Annotated in this window: 16 protein-coding genes and 1 pseudogene; 11 read left to right on the top strand and 6 right to left on the bottom strand. The window is 60.7% G+C overall.

Annotated elements, in window-relative coordinates:
• The 4 genes from csy2 to cas1f form a co-directional block, all read right to left on the bottom strand.
• Entirely contained in the window at window positions 1-987 is a 987-nt protein-coding gene (csy2, locus tag DU490_RS03640; RefSeq protein ID WP_114572976.1) for a type I-F CRISPR-associated protein Csy2, read from the bottom strand.
• Entirely contained in the window at window positions 980-2,299 is a 1,320-nt protein-coding gene (gene csy1 / locus DU490_RS03635) for a type I-F CRISPR-associated protein Csy1 (RefSeq protein WP_258801230.1), read from the bottom strand. Before csy1 ends, csy2 begins: the two co-directional genes overlap by 8 nt.
• 482 nt (window positions 2,300-2,781) lie before the next feature.
• Window positions 2,782-6,138, bottom strand: coding sequence for a type I-F CRISPR-associated helicase Cas3f (gene cas3f, locus DU490_RS03630; RefSeq protein WP_114572974.1), 3,357 nt, complete (start codon window positions 6,136-6,138; stop codon window positions 2,782-2,784).
• Entirely contained in the window at window positions 6,135-7,109 is a 975-nt protein-coding gene (gene cas1f / locus DU490_RS03625; RefSeq protein ID WP_114572973.1) for a type I-F CRISPR-associated endonuclease Cas1f, read from the bottom strand. The genes cas3f and cas1f overlap by 4 nt, the downstream gene beginning before the upstream one ends.
• A gap of 152 nt (window positions 7,110-7,261) precedes the next feature.
• On the opposite strand from cas1f, the gene DU490_RS03620 reads away from it, so the two are divergent.
• Window positions 7,262-8,131, top strand: a complete 870-nt coding sequence (locus DU490_RS03620; protein ID WP_114572972.1) for a WYL domain-containing protein — start codon at window positions 7,262-7,264, stop codon at window positions 8,129-8,131.
• 417 nt (window positions 8,132-8,548) lie between these two features.
• Window positions 8,549-9,309: pseudogene (locus tag DU490_RS03615) on the top strand (aldo/keto reductase).
• A 31-nt stretch (window positions 9,310-9,340) separates the two neighbouring features.
• Here DU490_RS03615 and DU490_RS03610 read toward each other — a convergent pair.
• Window positions 9,341-9,934: a malonic semialdehyde reductase gene (locus tag DU490_RS03610; RefSeq protein ID WP_114572971.1), complete on the bottom strand. Its 594-nt coding sequence runs from the start codon at window positions 9,932-9,934 to the stop codon at window positions 9,341-9,343.
• 255 nt (window positions 9,935-10,189) lie between these two features.
• On the opposite strand from DU490_RS03610, the gene DU490_RS03605 reads away from it, so the two are divergent.
• From DU490_RS03605 to DU490_RS03580, 7 genes are all read left to right on the top strand, one after another.
• Entirely contained in the window at window positions 10,190-10,858 is a 669-nt protein-coding gene (locus DU490_RS03605; RefSeq protein ID WP_181869945.1) for a hypothetical protein, read from the top strand.
• A gap of 314 nt (window positions 10,859-11,172) precedes the next feature.
• Window positions 11,173-11,328, top strand: a complete 156-nt coding sequence (locus tag DU490_RS17100; protein ID WP_181869944.1) for a hypothetical protein — start codon at window positions 11,173-11,175, stop codon at window positions 11,326-11,328.
• On the top strand, window positions 11,328-12,065 hold the full coding sequence (locus DU490_RS03600) for a metal ABC transporter ATP-binding protein (protein WP_114572970.1): 738 nt from the start codon (window positions 11,328-11,330) through the stop codon (window positions 12,063-12,065). The genes DU490_RS17100 and DU490_RS03600 overlap by 1 nt, the downstream gene beginning before the upstream one ends.
• Entirely contained in the window at window positions 12,059-12,949 is an 891-nt protein-coding gene (locus DU490_RS03595) for a metal ABC transporter permease (protein WP_114572969.1), read from the top strand. The genes DU490_RS03600 and DU490_RS03595 overlap by 7 nt, the downstream gene beginning before the upstream one ends.
• Before the next feature lie 39 nt (window positions 12,950-12,988).
• The gene (locus DU490_RS03590) at window positions 12,989-14,017 is read left to right on the top strand and encodes a metal ABC transporter solute-binding protein, Zn/Mn family (RefSeq protein ID WP_114572968.1); all 1,029 of its coding nucleotides are present in this window, start codon (window positions 12,989-12,991) and stop codon (window positions 14,015-14,017) included.
• Window positions 14,018-14,834: 817 nt separating this feature from the next.
• Window positions 14,835-16,571 (top strand): AMP-binding protein, encoded by a 1,737-nt coding sequence (locus tag DU490_RS03585; RefSeq protein WP_114572967.1) that lies wholly within the window; start codon window positions 14,835-14,837, stop codon window positions 16,569-16,571.
• 55 nt (window positions 16,572-16,626) lie between these two features.
• Complete coding sequence (locus tag DU490_RS03580) at window positions 16,627-17,523, top strand: bile acid:sodium symporter family protein (protein WP_114572966.1); 897 nt, start codon at window positions 16,627-16,629, stop codon at window positions 17,521-17,523.
• Between the two features lie 69 nt (window positions 17,524-17,592).
• Here DU490_RS03580 and DU490_RS03575 read toward each other — a convergent pair whose 3' ends face one another.
• Window positions 17,593-18,609: an AraC family transcriptional regulator gene (locus tag DU490_RS03575; RefSeq protein WP_114572965.1), complete on the bottom strand. Its 1,017-nt coding sequence runs from the start codon at window positions 18,607-18,609 to the stop codon at window positions 17,593-17,595.
• A gap of 72 nt (window positions 18,610-18,681) precedes the next feature.
• Between DU490_RS03575 and DU490_RS03570 the strand changes: the two genes are divergently transcribed.
• On the top strand, window positions 18,682-18,984 hold the full coding sequence (locus DU490_RS03570) for a nucleotidyltransferase domain-containing protein (RefSeq protein ID WP_114572964.1): 303 nt from the start codon (window positions 18,682-18,684) through the stop codon (window positions 18,982-18,984).
• Entirely contained in the window at window positions 18,981-19,508 is a 528-nt protein-coding gene (locus tag DU490_RS03565; RefSeq protein WP_114572963.1) for a hypothetical protein, read from the top strand. Before DU490_RS03570 ends, DU490_RS03565 begins: the two co-directional genes overlap by 4 nt.
• Window positions 19,509-19,551 lie beyond the last annotated feature (43 nt).

Below are 19,551 nucleotides of genomic sequence, written 5' to 3'. Positions count from 1 at the left end.
TTATGCGGTTGTTGAGCGATTGTGATAGTCGTTATTGAGTCGATAGAGGCCGGCATCGAGATCGTTGTCTACATACCAGAGCAGCTCTTCGGGACGCTGCAGCCGATGCGGGCTAATCCACTGCCCGATGGAGTAAAGGCTTTCGACAAAGCGGAAAGGCGTTTCGGCATCGCGTGAATTGGCGACCGTACCCGGCTCGAAGACCTCGGACAGCGCGCCATAGCCGATCGGGATCGGCACGATCCAACCAGGCGGTCGGCGAATCTCCCAGCTCACCTCTTCGTGGATTTCGCCCTTGTCGCTCTCCACCGGCTTGAGGTAGCACTCATGGTTGAGACGCGACAGGTCGAGCCAGGCGTCCAATAGGGTGGCAACGGGGCTGGCCTCATGCATTTCCTCAAAGCGCTGCGCCAGCAAGTCATCGCGGGACACCAGCGTGAAACCCGGTAGCCAGCGCCGCTTGAGTCGCCTGAACTGCTCATCACGCTCCTCGCCGTTTTCCTCCAGTGGAATCAGTGCCGGGCGTGAGCGGGAGGTTCGGCCCGGCAGAGCCGGAATAACGCTACCACCGGCGATACGCATGCCCGCGACGATCTCGTCCACTTCCTTGGCCAGGGCACCACGCTCGGCTTCGTTACCACCGCAGGCGTCCCCTCGAACAGCAAAGACCAGGGTAATATCGAGGTGAACACGCCCTTCCTCGACAATGGCCGCAGTGCCACCGCTCCGATCGACCGGATTGCGCGTCAGATGGAAAGTGCGGGTAAAGCCACCCTCTGTCGCCTGAGCCTCGAAGTCGTGGCAAATGACACCGACACCGTCGAACAGCAACGAAATATCGCTGGCCGCCAGCTTGCGCTCCAGCGCATGCATCAACCCGATGAAGGCGCTCATGGCGGGAAAGCCCCAAGTCATCTGGCTGGAGATGGCATTGGCGTTCTGCACCCGTAGGCAGGGCAGCACCAGAAGATTTTGAACCTCACTCATGGCCAAGGCCTCCCTGCCAGTCATCCAGCTCGCGATCGAGCGACTCCATCCAGCGGCGGTCACGCTCCAACCAGCGCTGGTAGGTTGCATCGCGCCCCAGTTCCCGCGACCAATGGCGATGCTCGGTATCACCCAGCGGCAACTTGCGAACAAGCGCATGGTTCAGCCAGTTGGCGAAGCGCTGCCTGATTTCGCTCTCCCAGTTTGTTGACTCGCGTGCCTCACGAAACGCCTCATCGGTTTCCGCCCGGCCGGGGTCCAGCCAGTACGTTTCTTCAGCCGGCAAATTGCACTTTTCACTAGCAGTCCAACCGGACGGCAGGCTTTGTATCCTTGCGCTGAACTGAATTAGCTCGTCTATCAAAGACGCATTGATATCCTCACGTCGTTGTCGTGTATGAACAGTCGGAGAAGGATCGCTATTCAAAAACCATTTCAAGTGATTGACAGCCCTCTTGACACTCCTAATCCCCTGAAAACGATCAAATACACTTCCGATGCCATAAATTGGAGAAATATCCCGGGATACCCAGCTCGGCGGTAGCGAGGCCAGCAGGTAGTTGTTACCACCTCGTTCACTATTCAACTGGGATATGTTCTGTGGCTTGGTTCCCCCCAGCTTCTGTACCGCCAGATTGGGGTAGTCGTGATATCCCGCCTCAGAAAACTCCTTTTCACGACGCGCCTTGCGCGCCGCCTTGGCCGCTTCACCGAAGCGGTCCTCATTGATGGCCAGGAAGATGCTATGCGACAAGGACGTGGCATAGAGCGGCGCCAGCAGGTGGTAGTCACCGTTATCGACAGAATCCTCGCCCACTAGCCAGTAGACCTGCTTGGCTCGGGTATGCGAGGCCTCTTCGCCGCGCGGCTCGGTAATGGCAGCGAAGGCCTGCATCCAGGCATGGGCCTGTTCGGCATCGTCGCTGAGGGCAGCGGCGAGTTCCGCGTCGTTCTCCAGCACTCGCTCCAACAGTGACTTCCCTTGGTGTTCGAGTTTGAGAAACTTGTAGACATCCAGGGCGGCGGCATTGCCGACCACATCGCCGAGGAAATTCGTCGGTAGCAGATGACTACCCACCGCTGGATGAGCGGGTAGCGACTCTGGAGGTGCGTAGAGGTTGGTGCCCTTGGCATCGGGATGGATCGGTTTCAGCGAGTGAGTGACGACCTGAAGCTGGCCGACTCGCCGCGCTGCATCGTTGATCCAAGTATCAAACTTAAATTGCGCGACCAGCTCATCATGCTTGGGGTCGTCGGGCGGGAGCTTTTCGGCCTTGGCATCGAAGCGTTCCTGAAGGAAATCTTCGATCAAGGCGCGAAGTCCGGTGGGCGCCCCTGAAGGGGGAGAATCAGCAGGCATATCGCATCCTTCTCGATCCCCTATTGGGAATCGGTATGGTTCATGTAGAATATGCCCCGAGGCAACGCTGCCTCAGGACGTAAGGTAGGACGGGCAAGGCCCGTCACACGACTAATAACGTCACGTGGTAGCCAATCACGCTTCGCAACCTCCTATCTGCTCAGGCCTGGCAGATTCAGGTGGCTTTTGACCCGACTGGCCAATACCCAAGGGGTGTGACAGCACCCCTTGGTTTTTATATTGGCACCTCTAGAACCAAAAAACAACCAATCAGTGCGAAGCTAAAAAATGATAAAAATATCAGCATGAAAAAAAACAAGCTGCACTCTACAATTAGCGTCTGCCGTATAGGCAGCTAAGAAAAATCAATGCGATGCTAATTTAGCTAGCTCTTTCTGCCGTGCAGGCAGCGGGCCGGCCAGCGCCGACCCACCTCAACGCCGCTTGGTGAACCCCAAGGCGGCGTGATAACGCCACCCTTGCCGGTTCTCGGGTACCATCAAGGTGCCGAACTTCCGCGCGGCTTCCTCCAGCGGCAATTCCAAGTCGTCGGCCAGCGCCACCAGAGCCTCCATATAGTCCGCTTCCCCCCAGGTCTGAATACGTCTACCTTGCACAGCAGTCAGGTCAATGCGGGCCAACAGGCTCTCCTCGACCGGCACATAGAGACTTTCGCCGCGTCTGGCGCCCTTGTGGACTCGGTGTAGAACCCACTCCTCACCACTCTCGTCCGGCTTGAGAATGAGTTCCTCCTGGGGTGCGGTCTGCTCACGGAACGGCTGACACTGCGGCATCACGCCCAGCAGGTGGACGCGTGGCATGGCATACCAGGTATAGGCACCCAGTGATGGGGGCGGCGGCTCCTTCATGGCGCGCAATTCACGCTTGCTCAGTACCTTAGCGGGAGGTTCTATCATGGCGGCCTGCAAGCGCGCATGCTCGAGATCGACAAGGCTTTCATGTGGCTTGAGTGCGTCCCGTGTGACGATCCGCGGCCTGGCGTCGATGACCTGCCACTCCTCGGGCTGCAGCAGTTGCCGCAGGGAGTGGCTACTAAGTGCCCACTCCTGCGACGTCTCGAAACCTGGGCGGCGGAATGCCAAGTCGCCCGGGTTCTCCAGGTGCTTCAGGTTGGTATCGAGCAGCAGGATATTGGGCGTGGTGCACTCACCCTCGCGATGGCGACGCACCCGCCCAGCGAGCTGAATGATGGATCGCATGGAGGAGGGCTCGACAATGGCCCAGTCGTAGTCGTGGTCACGACCGACCTCGGTTACCGGGGAGCCGAGCACGATAAAGAGCTGATCCGCTTCCGGTGAGGCCTCGAGGCAGCGGCGCACCTCCGGTAGGTCGAACACGGCATCGGCATTACGGCGGTCGAGCATACGGTCGAGGCGTCGTTCGATAGCTGATCGAATCAGCAGCGGATGCTGAGAGTGGTAGACACACAGGTGGATGCGCTGCCCTTCCATAGCACCCAGACGATAAAGCGCCAGAGCCAGATCGAAGATCGGCTCGATGTTGGCCAGGCGAATCAACCCGAAACTGACACGCCTGCCGCTATGCGGGTCGATGCTGTGGTGGCGCTCATGCAGAGCCGTGGCATGCTCACGCAGCCGTTCGGCCAATGCTTGCCTTATCCCCTCTGGGGTCTTGCCCAATCCATCCATAGGCACCAGCTCGGCGCGGCGCCTTATAGCGTCTGAGGCCAAGCGCCCGTATCGGCGCACCGCGAACTGCCGATGCGCCTCAGCGAAGTCTGTGCCGTTGGCGCAGTCCGCATGCTGTCGATCATGCTCATCGAACCAGGCACAGCAGATATCCACCGCCAGGCCTGGAACGCCTCGATTGCGCTGGTAGTGCTCGCGTCCATTGCGATAGGCCTCATACAGCCCCCGCACCAGCGCCGGCGGCAGGGTGGCTGAGGAGAGCAGCACTCGCGACCCTAGCAGTCCCGCCCAGTGCACCAGCCGGGTCAGCGCGGGCAGGTCGTTGACATCGAAATCGTCGATCTCATCCAGCACCAGATCGCTGCTCATCAGCCGCAGCATCGGCGCAATCTGGCGACCGCCTCGGGTACTCTCGGTGGCCGGCACCAGGTGGTCGACGGTGCACACCAGGATCGGGGCGGCAATCAGTGGCCGGGTGCCGAAATCATCGTTGAGCCGCCGCAGTACCGGGTGGCTCTCGAAATTGCCATCGAAAACCACATGCCCGTCTTCCTCGATCAACTGCTGCACGGAGGCCGATCCGCTCTTCTCAGCCTCCCGTTCGTAGTGTTCAAACAGATCACGGTTGGCGCTACCGCCGACCCGTACCGCCAACTCGTCCTCGCCGAGATTGAGCCGCTCGCGGTAGGCCTGGCCAGTCTGCAACGTCAAGGTGCGCAGACCCAGTGCCACGCTGAAACGCGCACCCTGTTGCGGGTCTGCCAAGGCATAGAGAATCCGCCCGTTGGCCAGGGTCTTGCCACAACCTGTCGAGGCCATGTTGATACCGAAGAACCCTTGCCGCTCACTGCGCTCGCGTAGCCCCTGGGCGAGATCATAGGCCCAGTCCTGCCAGCGGAAGCGTGGGTGATCGCTGCGCTTACGAAAACCCTTGTGGCGAGCCAGCCTCGGAAGGTGGCTGGTGAGGCTTGGCAGCGCCCTGGCGACAGCCGCGGCATGTTTCTCGACGCCCAGTATATGTTCGTCGAGCGGCTGGTTGAGCTGGCCTGTCTTGCGAATGGTATTGGCGTGCAGAGGATATCCTGCTTTCCCTCTGACCCGATGGCGCAGCTCTTCCAGGCTGGAATAGTGGTGATCAGCCAGCATCAGGCTAAGCCGAGCCAGGTGGATGGCATATGGATCATCCAGCCAGGATCGATCAGGCAATGGACGCTTCAGGAGTCGCTGTGCCAGATGCCGCGCACGCTCACGCCACTTCTCTGTGGTTACTGGCAGGCCATGCTTGAAAGTCCAGTAGAGCGCCTGCTGCTGCTTGTCCTGGCTGACGCTGATCTCGTTCCAGTCGGCGGAGATCGTGGCAGGCAGGTCTCGTAACTGGTCCGCTCGAAATACAGGCTTCTCTCTTCCCCAGCGAGCTGACTCAGGATCGGAATGGGACTTGTCCCCCGGCATCAAGGGTAAGCGGTGATGAGTGACGATCAGCCAACCAATGGCCGCGGCCAAAGGGGGTAGGCTTTGAAATGGCGACTCGGGAATACCCTCCAATCCATCGCGCTCCAGTCGCGCCAGCCAAGTCGACTCGTCCGTGGATCTACCTTCTTCCGCCAAGCGAGTCAGCCAGCCCGTATCGTCATCATCGCCGACGAAGGCCTGGAACAGGCGGAGCGAGACCCATTCATGGCGATAGAGGTTACGTCCCTCGAGCTTGCCTAAGAGCCGCCGCTGAAAGGCCTCGCATGCCTTACCCAAATCGTGCAGAAGCGCGGCCATGGCGGCCAGCAACAGGATGTCTTCGCCGGTATGCCAGTCGTTTTCATCGCTGCGGCGCAGGATATCCCGGGAAGTCGTATTGGTGGGTACCGCTCCCTGTAAGTTGAATCGTTTGGCATCACCGACGATCCAAATCAGTTCGCTATGGTCGCGCCCCCGAATCCAATGACACGCCACGGCAGTATTCTTGCGCGCCCTTTTACGCAGCAGCTTCCTCAACGTATCTAGCCCAGCCTGAGTAATCGGTGTCTGCCAGGTGCGATCGCCTCGCCGCTCGGCAAACTGATCGAGAATACGACGCGTCTCCTTGAGCGCGTTCTTGCTGCACTGGGAGACCAGCAATACATTCATGCGCCGGGCCCACCAAGGTCGAGCGCAATAGCCTTGAGAGAATCGATCATGAAGTCGAGAGATTCCGTCCGCGTCAGCCGCTCGATACAGGCCTGACGAAACTCTTGTTCCTCATCGCCTCGCATGGCAGAGATAAACGCCTGGGGAAGAATCACGGCATCCTTGACCAGGTCGGCGACGTCAAAGATGAGCCCACCTCGGCGTGTTTTGCCATGCAACACGGCCAGCCCATGCGGAATGCCGAGAACCCAAGTGGCACTTGCCGCCAGGCCATAGGCCAGGTAATTGCCATGGTCGAGGAAACGGTTGGCGGGATCGGTGCCGCTGCCGCGCTTGGCTCGAGTAAAATCGCCGTAGTTCACGGCACGAGTTGCGAGTTTGAAAAGAAACTTGGTCAGGCGTGCTTCGAGGGTCAGCAGATCAGTCGTGTTGGGTGACATGGCAATGGCATCGCGATGTGTTGCCAACGCCTGATGGAGCGCATCCGCCGAAACGGTAAAGCCGGCCTCCGTGAGAAAACGGTCCGCCCACAATGCTTCGATCCTGTTCAAGCGCGCCAGTTGGAAGGCCTTCGCTGCCTCCAGGCGTTTCTCGTCGTCGAACCAGAAATGCACCCAGTGCTGTAGATATTCGGTGGGACGATACTCGCTCTGCGGCGTCAGCCAGGCGACATCCACATCCACCTCATTGGCAGCGAAGAGGGGCGTACCGCCGCCACCACAGAAGCCCACCAGCACGCCGGCCTTGGCCAGTTCCCGCATCGCCGCCTGAGTGATCGAGGTGCCGGTACCGAGCAGCAACGATGTCGTATTGGCTATTGGGATGTTCCAGTAGCGCGACCGACTGCCTTCATCGGTGACGTACTCGACACGACCGCCGTTCACCAACACACGGCAGTGTTGCAAGTAATAGAGATTGGCACGCTTCGAGTGGAGAATAGTTTTCAGGTCGGAAGGTGACAGATCATCCATGCGGGCTCCCTGCGCCTGTATATTGTTTCTAAGCTGTATCCTATCTAAGCACCCTATCCTCACAGCCACCACCACTGTCCAGGAAACCAGCATCTTTTTCAGGCCGGTGTTGATAGAGATCACAGCTTCAAAGAGCAGCACGAGGAGTTGACATGCTCGATATTACGCCACTGCCCTGGGACACCCTTGCCCGCTACCGGTTGATCGAAATTCTGGCTCTCTGGGAGGGCCGAGTGGCCTCTTCACAGCTAGGAAAGGCCTTCGGCATCGGGCGCCAGCAGGCGCAGAAAGTCCTCAAGCAATATCGGACACTTGCGCCGGACAACCTGACGTATGACGAATCCCGCAAGGGGTTTTTGCCGGCCGATGATTTCTCGCCCCAATTCACTCGTGGCCGGGTCGAAGAGTACCTACACCTGCTGGGTTCGGATCACGATCTCGATTCGCCCTTTGCGGGGCTGGGGCTAGGCGCGGCCGATACCGAGTCGCTGCCTTTACCCAGCCGCGAGGTATCACCAAAGGTTGTGCGTGAGCTGGTCAAGGCGTCACGGCTGGGCCTTCGCCTGGAAGTCAACTACGCTTCGTTTTCCAGCCCGACTGGAGAGGACCGTATTATCGTTCCCCACACCCTTGTATTCGCCTCAAGGCGTTGGCACGTAAGGGCTTTCTGCGAGAAGCATCTTGCGTTTCGGGATTTTGTGCTGAGCCGGTTTCGCGGCATTCCGGAACCCTGTGGCGACATGCTTGGTGAACATGGTGGCAATCAGGATTCTCAATGGCATGCCTATGTGGAAGTGAAGCTGATCCCGGACCAGCGTCTACCCCAGGCAGAGCGGGAGCTGGTGGCCAGAGATTATCGTATGGAGCATGGCGAGCTGCTGCTGCGCTGTCGCGGCCCGCTGGTGCTCTATGCGTTACGTGAGCTTGGCGTCAACCCGAACCACTCCGAAGTCGACCCCCGCGCTCAGCAGATCGAGATCGCCAATCGCGAGGCCTTGGCCGAGTGGATCCGATGGACCTAGCTCAGCGAACCGACCCTTCGCTCTTCCCTATGCGAGCCGCTCTCACCAAGCCACGGCAACCTCCGCCGGTCGCGAGCTGAAGCTACCTCCAACAATCGTCGATGCAACCCTACGGAAACCGCCGACACCGAGCTGCCTTCATCGGGCTACCGCAGCTTCCGCCTGTCGCGAGCTAAAGCTACCTCCAACAGTCGTCGATGCAACCCTACGGCAATTGCCGACACCAAGCCGCCCACGCCAAGCCACGGCAACCTCCGCCTGTCGCGAGCTGAAGCTACCTCCAACAGTCGTCGATGCAATCGATGGTGGCTGTCTCGACTCCCCACCTTGCGATGCCCTGCCCACCCTCGGCATGATGACAATCACCGCCACCGGCCCCGCCCGTGCGCCTTCCCCCTGCCACCCACAAGGATTCCCATGTCGCCTCTCTTTGATCGCCTGAAGGACGTTGCCTCGCCCCCCATCGGCCTGGGTTGCATGAACCTCTCCCATGGCTACGGCAGCCCCGTTCCCGAGCCCGAGGCAATTCGTGCCCTGGATGAGGCCTTCGACATGGGCTATCGCCACTTCGATACCGCGACGCTTTACGGGGCGACGGCCAACGAGAAGGTGGTGGGCCAGGCCCTGGCGAGCAAGCGCGACCAGGTGATGCTGGCCAGCAAGTGCGGCATGGCCACCGCGCGGCGGTGCAGTCGGAGTTTTCCCTGTGGACCCGCAACCCCGAGATCGCGCTGATCACGGCCTGCCGGGAGTCGGGTACGGCGCTGGTGGCCTTCAGCCCCCTGGGCAGGGGCTTTCTGGCAGGCGCCGTGACAGATACTACACAGCTGCAGGAGCACGACGTTCGCCGAGGCATGCCGCGCTTCAACGCCGAGAACCTGCCACACAACCTGCGCCAGCTAGAGAAGCTCAAGGCCATCGCGGACGAGCTGGGCGTGACCACCGGCCAGCTGGCCCTGGCCTGGCTGAGGGCGCAAGGGGAAGACGTGATACCGATTCCCGGCTCCCGCTTCATCGAGCATATGCACGAGAACCTGGCGGCGGGAACGCTCGACCTGGACCCGGCGACCGTCGCCCGGTTGAACACCATGATGACCCCGGACCAGATAGCCGGCGGCCGCTACAGCGCGGAGCAGCAGGCGGATATCGATACCGAGGAATTCGCCTTGCAGGATTAGTCGATGCGCGACAAGGCCCGGCTGACCGGGCTCAGACCACTTCCGCCACTTCGTCGAATTTCAATCGTGGGCCCCGGGGGCGCAGGCTCTCGGGGTCGCCTATGCCCAGGTTGACCAGGAAGTTACTCTTGTAGCGGCCATCGGGGAAGAACTCGGCGTCGACCATGGCGTTGTCGAAGCCGCTCATGGGCCCCACGTCCAGCCCCAGCATGCGGGCGGCGATCATCAGGTAGGCGCCCTGCAGGGTGCCGTTGCGCCAGGCCGTTTCACTGGCCGTCTCGAGATTGGCCGCGAAGTGCTCCCGCGCATTGGGCGAATTGGAAAACAGCGTCGGCAGGTGTTCGTGAAAGCAGATGTCGGTGGCTATTATCACGGTGGTACCGGCTTGGTAGGACTTGTCGCGGTTGGCTTCGGAAAGCGCCGGCAGCAGCCGCGACTTGGCCTCGACGCTGGTCACGAACACATAGCGCGATGGCTGGCAGTTCATGGAGGTCGGGCCCCACTTCAGCAGGTCGTAGAGACGACGCAGGAGTGCCTCGTCAATGGGTACATTGCGAAAACCGTAGTGGGTACGCGCTTCACGGAAGACAACATCGAACGCGGTATCGTCGAGCGGCGGTCGCATTAGGTTCTCCAGATGACGTATTCTCAGACCTTGTCCGAAAACTGGCTGCGCTTGGCCATACAGCGTTAAAAATTGACTCAAAGTACTCACTTACACTGCGCAAACTCCGTCTTTTTGTCGATTTTTGCCTGGCCTGACCTTCGCTCGCCGACTTTTTAGACAATGCCTAGACTCTACGGTATCGCTGCATGCCGGTCACTGTCGGCAGCTCGGCTTTGGTCGAAAAAATGTCTGTCCATGTCTATGGAGATGTCCATGTCCTCGTCACGCCTGTTCGCCTGCCTCCTCACTCTGTTACTGGGCGTTGTCTTTGCCGTACCTGCCCTGGCCCAGCAGCCCATTCAGGAATTCCAGGCCTACGAAGACGCCCTGGCCAGGGGCGAGCGGCACGCCAACTACTGGCAATACGGCTGGGCGGGGGTGTATGCCACTACTCTGGCGATGAACGCCTATCAGGCCAGCGAGTCAAGCAGCCGCGACGACCGCTACGACGCCCGGGTGGGCGTGGTGAAGTCGGCCCTGGCGCTGGGCGGCACTTTGATGGATCGCCAGCCACACCCACAGGCCTACCGCGAGTTGCGTGACGCTGATCAGGATATCGACCGGGCCCGGCGGCTGATGCGCTCGGTGGCCGAGCAGGAGCGTCGACGCCGTAGCCTGGAAGCCCGGCTGGGTTCGCTCGCCGTGAACACGGCTTCGGGACTGCTGATCGGTGTGGGCGACGGGCGCGGACGCGACGGGGCGATCAACTTCGCTACCGGTATGTTGATCAGCGAGTTGCAGCTGCAGACCCAGCCGCGCCAAGCCTCGGTAGCGATCAACCGCTTCCAGCCGGCCCGGGTGTTGGTGGGAGATATGCACCTGAAAGGTGAATATGCCCTGCTGGTGGCGCCGAATCAGGTCGGGGTGGCGCTGCGCTACTGAATCACGCCGAGCGGGGGCGAGACGGCTTTTACCCGCGGCTTGACGGTGCATGGCCCCTTTGATTTGTGGGTTTCTTGCGCAATAACTTTGCAGCAATCATTATTATGTTATAACGTTGCCTGAATAGTTCGATGACCGATTCCGGCCTCAGGCACGAAATGATTGCGCGAGCCTGCGGCCACGGAGCGCTACACAACCCAGCGCACGCCCCAGCGGGTTTTGAGTCACGAAAAACGCTGGTGCCCCTCCCCGCCGGCCGGGTTATTTGTTATGTTATATCCTAGTTTATCTTATCGCGCCGAGAGGCCAATCCCATGGCACATCACTCACGTTCGCATCGACACCGCCAGGAAGGGCCTTGCCATTTCTCGCTGATGTCGCTTTCCGCCACACGGCGCCTGCTGCTGGCCGCCGCGCCGCTGGGCACGCTCTGGCTGGCCGTCTCATGGGCGGCAGGATGGTGGGGCTGATGGAGCAGGAACCCAACACCCGGCTGCAGCTCCACAACCTGCAGCTGGCCCAGGCCAATCGCACCGTGCTCGAGCATGTGGATGGTCGCTTTCGCGACGGCGCCATCACCGCGCTGGTCGGCGCCAACGGCACCGGCAAGAGCACGCTGATCCAGGGGATCATGGGCATGCTCAAGCCGGTCGCCGGCCGCGTGGCGTGTACGGTGCCCAAGGAGCGCCGCGCCTGGCTGCCACAGCAACTGGCACTGGACCTCACCTTCCCCATGAGCGTGGAAGAACTGGTCATGACCGGCAGCTGGCCGAGCCACGGGGCGCTGACCGGGTACTGCGCTCGCCACTATCGCCGCGGCCGCGAGGTCATGGCTCGCCTGGGTATTTCGCACCTGGCGCACCGCCCGCTGGGTGAACTCTCCGGCGGCCAGCGCCAGCGCGCCCTGATCGGCCGTACCCTGATGCAGGAAGCCGAGCTGCTGCTGCTCGACGAGCCCTTCGCCAACGTCGATAGCGAAACCGTGGACGTGCTGATGACGGTGCTGCGCGACATGGCCGCCAGCGGCGCCACCCTTATCGTGGTGCTGCACGACATGGAGCAGCTCTCACGGCTGGCTGACGAGGTTGTGGTACTGGCCAACGGCCACGCCCACTGGACTTCGCCCCAGGCGATTCTCGAGGGGCACGCCCCCGTTGCCGGCACCGCCCGATTGATGCTGGGTATTCCGGGAGTCAGTACATGCTAGCGCTGCTCTACGAGTGGCTGATCGCCCCCTTCGACTACGGCTTCATGCGGCGCGCCGCGGTGGGCAGCTTGGCCCTGTCGCTGGCGGCACCTCCCATAGGGGTGTTCCTCATGTTGCGGGGGATGAGCCTGATCGGCGATGCCATGGCCCATGCCATCCTGCCCGGTGTCGCGCTGGGCTTCCTGCTCGCCGGCTTCTCGCTGCCGATCATGAGCCTTGGCGGCGTGCTCTCGGGGCTGCTGGTAGCCATGCTGGCGGGTAGCGTGTCGCAGATGACCGGCCACCGGGAAGACTCCGCCATGGCCAGCTTCTTCCTGATTTCGCTGGCGGCCGGGGTGATGCTCGTCTCGCTGGGCGGCAGCAGCGTCGACCTGACCCATGTGCTGTTCGGCTCGATCCTCGCCGTGAACACCACCGCCCTGATCCTGATCGCGGCGATCAGCAGCGTGATCGTGATCACCCTGGCGCTCATCTTCCGCGCCCTGGTGGTGGAGTGCCTCGACCCGCTGTTCTTGCGCGGCCAGGGCATGCGTGGCGGCCTGGTTCACGGCACCTTCCTCGGCCTGGTGGTGCTCAACCTGACCGCCGGTTTCCAGACCCTGGGCACCTTGATGGCAGTGGGCCTGATGATGCTGCCGGCCACCACCGCGCGCTTCTGGAGCAAGCGCCTGGAAGGGCTGATCGGCATTGCCATCGTGCTGGCCATGATCGCCAGTACCGGCGGGCTGCTGTTGTCGTATCACCTCAGCATTCCCTCGGGCCCCGCCATCATCCTGCTGGCCGGCGTGGGCTACATGCTCTCCGCCCTGTTCGGCCGCCACCACAGCCTGACTGCGCGGCTGCGCCGACGTGCGGCACCGCTCGGGGCTCCCGAGCCTCACTGACCGCCGCATAGACACCGACAACAAACCAAGGAGTACTGCATGCGTACTATCAAGCCCTCCGCCCTGGTGATTGGCGCTACGGCCATGCTCGCCCTGCCGGCTGCCTTCGCCGCCGAACGCGTACAGGTCGTTACCAGCTTCAGCATCCTGGCCGACATGGTCGAGAATGTCGGTGGCGAGCACGTCGAGGTCACCTCGCTGGTCGGCCCCGACAGTGACGCTCATGTCTTCTCACCCAGCCCGCGCGACGCCCGCGACCTGGCCGATGCGGACCTGGTGGTATTCAACGGGCTGCTCTTCGAGGGCTGGATGGAGCGCCTGATCGATTCCAGCGACTATGCCGGCCCGCTGGTGACCGCCACCGACGGCATCGACAAGCTGGATTATCATGACCAGGCACATGGCCATGACGATCATGGGCACGATGACCACGATGACCATGGTCATGATGACAGTGGACATGACGATCACGACCATGGCGAGCAAGACCCCCATGGCTGGCAGGACCTCGCCATGGGCCAGGTCTATGTCGGCAATATCCTCGAGGGGCTGATCGAGGCCGACCCGGACAACGAAGCCGCCTATCGCGAGAACGCCGAGCGCTACATCAACGAAATGCAGGCCACCGATGACGAGATTCGTCAGCTGATCGGCGAGATTCCCGCCTCCACCAGCGTGATCACCGGCCACGATTCCTTCGGCTACTTCGCCAATGCCTATGGCATCCGTTTCCTCTCGCCGGTGGGGCTTTCCACCGAAGCCGAGCCCAGTGCCGCCGACATGGCACAGTTGATCGACGTGATTCGCGAGCAGAACGTCAAGGCGCTGTTCCACGAGAACATGACCAGCCCGGCGATCATCAACCAGCTCTCGGAAGAGGCCGGGCTGCCCATCGCCGGCACCCTGTATGCCGACGCCCTGGCCACGGATGGCGACGCCAGCACCTACCTGGGCATGATGCGCCACAACGCCCAGGTGCTGCATGACGCCCTGGCCGAGCCCGGCCATGATGATCATGGGCACGGCAACAGCCATGACGACGATCACGGGCATGGCCATAGCCATTGACCGGACGGTACCGAGCAGGCCGCTAGCGGCAGCGTAATCCACAGCGGGGGCGCCAATGGCGCCCCCGCTGCTTCAAGGGCTTACTGGCCCGTACATTCGGCACGAAATGCACAAAGTCTGCCGCGATGCGTAAACCCGCGGCACGGGTTTCCTCCTGCAATGAATCAGCGTCGCAGCCGGCCGCAATGATACCGTCCACAGCCGGCCAACACCTTACGCACAAAAGTTCACACGAAAACACACAGGTTATCCACAGGCTGCCGGGGTCTGTGCAATTTCCCATGAAACGTCTATACAGCTATTGTTGCTTAGTAGCAGAGTTGGATACTGTAGGAAGCTATAAAAAAGGTTCTTCACACTTTGGCGTGAACCTGCTCTGCACAGACTGCATTGTGGAAGGACGCCTCGGCGATAGCGACGCAGGCGCTCCTTGTTGGAGCGCTCGGTTCGGCGCCCCGACTCTGCATCGCGACTGTCGCCGAGAGGCGCCTTGGAGGAGGCCGCCGCCACGGCGATAACCGTAACGTTTCCAACACCGCCGGGAGGCCTGCGGCCTCCAGTCGTGATCTAAAGATACTCCTACAGCGCGGTTACTGCTGACCTTGTTGGAGCGCTGGTTTCCATCGCGACTGGCGCCGTCAGGCGCCTTGGCGGAGGCCACGGCGTTGGCGATGGTCGCTGGCACTGGCAACCCCGCCGGGAGGCCTGCGGCCTCTTCACGCCAGTCTGCGTAGAACCATAAAAAAGGGACTGAGGCACTGTGACGGGCCAGGGATTTCCAGCTTTGCGCAGACAGACCCTTCACCAGAGGCCCTTCATGTCGAATGTTCACTATTACGACAACAAACCCTGGATGAGCCATTACCGGGCCGCTCGATCTGAAGCCGGTGAAGCAACAGACAGTCACCATTCACACGATAACCTGCCGGCGCTCATCCAGGCGGCAGGGCAAAACTACAGCCAGCAACTCGCCTTCACCACCTGCATGCCTAACGGCATGAATGGTCGTCTGACCTATGCCGAAGTCGATGAAATGTCGGACGCCTTCGCCGTTTATTTGCGCGAGTGCCTCAAGCTGGAAGCCGGCACCCGTGTGGCCGTGCAGATGCCCAACTGCCTGACGCTGCCCGTTGTGGCTTTTGGTATCCTCAAGGCTGGTTGCATTCTGGTGAACGTCAATCCGCTCTACACCAAAAGGGAAATGGAACATCAGTTAAATGACAGCGGTGCGCAGGCGCTGGTCATCGTCGATATGTTTGTCGACAAGCTGGAAGCCATCATTAAACAGACTGGCATCAAGCAGGTGGTCGTCACCTCTGTTGCTCAGTGGTTCCCGCCTGTGGTTCGCGGCGTTTTAAAAGCAGTACTGAAGTATTGGAACCGGGTGATTCCCAAACACCGGCTGGTAGTCGACACCATCGATCAAGCCTTGAAAAAAGGACAGGAAGCGAAGGCCGCGGCCAGCATCGATGTTCGCCAGTACTGGCAGCATTTGGCCCGGTCGGATACTGCCTTGTTGCAGTACACAGGAGGCACCACCGGGGTCAGCAAGGGCGCCGAGCTGACCCATGGCAACTTGATCAGTAACCTGGAGCAGGTCGATTCGGTCGCCGGTGATCACATTGAGCCGGGCAAGGAATGCATCCTGACGGCTTTGCCGATCTACCACATCTTTGCCTTCACCGTTAACCTGTTGGCTTTTTACCATAAGGGAGCGCACAACGTTCTGGTGCCCAGCCCACGCCCGATTCAAAATTGCCAGCGTGCTTTCGACAACTACCCCATTTCCTGGATCTCGGGCGTCAACACCCTATATAACGCCCTGTTGAACGAGGAATGGTTCACCGTCTATCCACCTCAATCCATGAAGGTAGCATTGGCTGGCGGTACCGCACTGCACAAGGCGGTAGCCGAGCGGTGGCGCGCGGTGGTGGGTAGCCCCATTGCCGAGGGTTATGGCCTGACGGAAACGTCCCCGGTCATCTGTTTCAACCCCATCGGCCAGGAGCGGTCCGACAGCATCGGAATACCCGCCCCGGATACCGATGTGCGCATTGTCGATGAGCAGGGCGAGCCGGTAGCGGTCGGTGAGCCGGGCGAAATCATCGTGCGCGGGCCACAGGTCATGAAGGGATACTGGAATAACCCCCAGGAAACCGCCAACGCCATCAAGAATGGCTGGTTCTACACGGGCGACATCGGTGTCATGAGCGAAGACGGCCATTTCAGCATTGTCGATCGCAAGAAGGACATGATTCTGGTCAGCGGTTTCAACGTCTACCCCAATGAAGTCGAAGACTGCATTGCCCGCATTCCCCAAGTACAGGAATCAGCGGTGATTGGGGTAGCCGACGACCAGACCGGAGAAGCCGTCCATGCCTATGTGGTCTTGCGTGAGGAGAGCGTCACCGAGAAGGAGGTCATCGCGCACTGCAAGCAGGAACTGGCTGCCTACAAAGTGCCCAAAAAAGTCGTGTTCTGGAGCGAGTTGCCCAAGACACCGGTTGGCAAGGTCTTGCGCAAGGAAGTGCGAGCCGCAGTCACTGGCGATTGATCGGCTCATCGGTTGATTTATCGGGATTGATAACAACAATGTTGGAGCATAAGGCATGCTGAGTCCATTGGAAGAGAGTTTATTGTCCATCATGATGGTCATCATCATGTTCGGCATGGGGTCATCGCTGACCTTCAAGGATTTCAGGCTGGCCTTGCGCCACCCTCAGGCAGTTGGGGTTGGTTTTGCCTCCCAGTACATGCTGATGCCGTTGATCGCCTTTCTGTTATCGCGAGTGCTGAACCTGACTGCTGAGCAAACGGTGGGCCTGGTGCTGATTGGCTGCATGCCCGGCGGTACGACGTCCAATATCTTCGCCTATTTTTCGAAAAGTCTGCTCAGCTTGAGCATCATGATGACCATCTGCTCCACCCTGGCAGGCTTCGTCATGGTGCCCTTGCTAATGGAGTTTTACACCCAGGGCATCGATGATGCCTTCCGCATCCCGCCGGATCAGATCGCTCGGCTGCTCTTCGTGCTGCTGATTCCAACCCTTATCGGCATGTGGCTGCGCCGCAGGAACTCCAATATCGGTGCCGTCATCGAGCTGATGGGGGGGATTCTCGGCGCCGTCGTCATCCTCTTCCTGGTGGTGACCTGGGTGCCCAGAAACTGGCGTCTGCTGGTTGAGACCGGCTGGGAAGTCTATGCCGCTGTCATTCTGATAGGCCTCATCGGCTTCGCTTTCGGTTACCTGTTCTCCCGTGTACTACGGCTGAACCCCCAGAAAGCCAGAACGGTGTCGCTGGAAACCGGCATTCAGAATGGCCCGCTGGCGGTGTTGATCGTCATCATGACGTTTGCCGGTGAAACTCAGCAGCTCATCCTGCTGATGCCTGTCATGTATTCGCTGTTCATCGTCATCAACTCTACCTTTGTCACCGTCTTCTATCGTCGCTGGACTCGGCATGAGGAGCTGGCACGAGATCAGGCCAAGATCGAACCGGCCTGAAGAAGCGCATTCGCCAGGAGGTCTGAATCAAGTGGTCTGAGCCAGATGGCCTGCGGCAAAAGAAGTGCCTCAGGCAAGCTGGGGCAGGGACGCGATCGCCCGCCGGTAGGCGGCGGGCGAGTTGCCGGTCCACGACTTGAAGGCACGGCTGAAGCAGGCCAGGTCGCGGAAACCGAGCTCGTCGGCGATGGCCGGCAGTGGCCGCTCGCTGCGAGTCAGCGCCTGGATGGCGAAGTCGCGCCGAAACTCGTCCTTGACCGCCTGGAAATGGGTGCCCTCGGCGGCCAGCCGACGCGCCAGGGTGCGCACCGACATGTGCAGCTCTCGCGCCACGTCGTGCACCGAGCCCGAGGAAGCCAGGTGGCGCGAGAGATGCTCGCGCACCCGATGCGAGACCAGGCGATCAGCAAAGGAGACGTAGAACCAGTCGGCGGGTGCCCGGCGCAGGAAGGCGCCCAGGTTCTGCTTGGTCTGGCGGATTGGCTGCTCGAGCAGCGCGGCGTCGAAGTAGATGGCAGTCTCGGCACGGTCGAAGCGCACCTTGCCGGGGTAGAAATAGAGATAGTCGGCGCTGTGTGCCGGCTGGGCGTAGGCGCACTCCATCATGATCGGCGGGATCTTGCGGGCAATCATCCACGAGGCGATGCCGTGGAACAGCTTGAGCATCAGCTCGTGGACCAGGATCCGGCTGCCCGCCGGCGGCTGTCGCTCCACCAGCGCCACCCTGACCAGATCGTCCTCGACGGTGTACTCATAGCCGAAGTCATCCAGCACGATGCGGAAGAACAGCGTGTAGCGATGCAGCGCCACCTTTAGCGTCGGCGCCTCCAGCACACTCAAGCAGAGCAGCTTGAGCGTGCCGCCCCGCAGCGGCCGGGCGAAGAAGCCCGGCGTCTCGTCGTCATACTCGTTCACCAGCAGCCGATAAAGGGTGGCGAACTGCTCCACCGTGACACGCCCATGGGGCGCCGCAAGCAGGAACGGCGAAATCCCCGCGCGCTCGAGATAGCTCCTACGGTCATTCCCGACGGCAGGAACGCCGCGAAACAGCTCGTTGACGAAATGCATGGACACCGTGACGGTCAAGGCTGGCTCACCTGTAAGCGTGATATTGCGCAATGATGCTAGACTCATCATGCCATTGATGGAGTACGTCGCATGCGCCTGACGCACGAACAGATCCACACCATTCTAACGACCGTCCGCGACATCGCCGGCAAAGACGTCGAAGTGCGACTGTTCGGCTCGCGCCTGGATGACAACCGCAAGGGCGGCGATCTCGATCTGTTACTCATCTCGCCAACCCCTTTGGCACGCCTGATCCTAGCCGAAATCAAGGGTAAGCTTGAAGAGAGGCTTTTCCTGCCAGTGGATCTTCTGGCCTACTCGCGGGATAGGACTCCTTCACCTTTCCAGGCCATCGCCCTCACACAGGGCTGCCCATTGGAAGAGGCCGCATGACGCACGATCTGCTCGAAGAACAGCGCCGACACCTGGCCAAGCTGCTCGAAGCCATTCAGCGCTGCGCATGGTTCCTTCATCAGTCGGATGGCAAGCTCCACTGGCCGATCGACGCAGCCGAACTAGAAACGCGCAAGAAGGACGTCGACCTGTTCGAAACCCTGGCCGCCATCAACGAGCGATTCGCCAAGCTTCAGGACTCCCTGGCTTCCGCCATGCGTCACTGCGCCCTGCTGATGGGGGAGCCTACTGACAGCTTTCTCAAAGTGTTGTCTTTCTTCGAAAAACAGGGCGTGATCGACTCCATGGACGACTGGCAGCGCTGCCGCATGGTTCGCAACATGGCAGCACATGACTATGCCACGGATTACAGAGAGGTCGCCGAGCATTTCAATCTGCTCCACGGCCTCAGCGACATGTTATTCCAGACAGCACGCAAGCTGCTCGAACTCTGCCGTGCCCTGATCGGGATTCAACCCGCTTCTCCCGACTTCACGGATGAATTCGAGCGCATCTTCGCCTAGGCAGCCAGCCTGTGGGACGATACGCGTTTTCCTGGGAAAGGCT

Origin of the sequence: Halomonas sp. DQ26W, assembly GCF_003339685.1 — a bacterium.
Taxonomy (GTDB): Bacteria; Pseudomonadota; Gammaproteobacteria; order Pseudomonadales; family Halomonadaceae; genus Halomonas.
The sequence above is the reverse complement of the archived record's forward strand: the minus strand, read 5'-3'. Positions and strand labels throughout refer to the sequence as shown.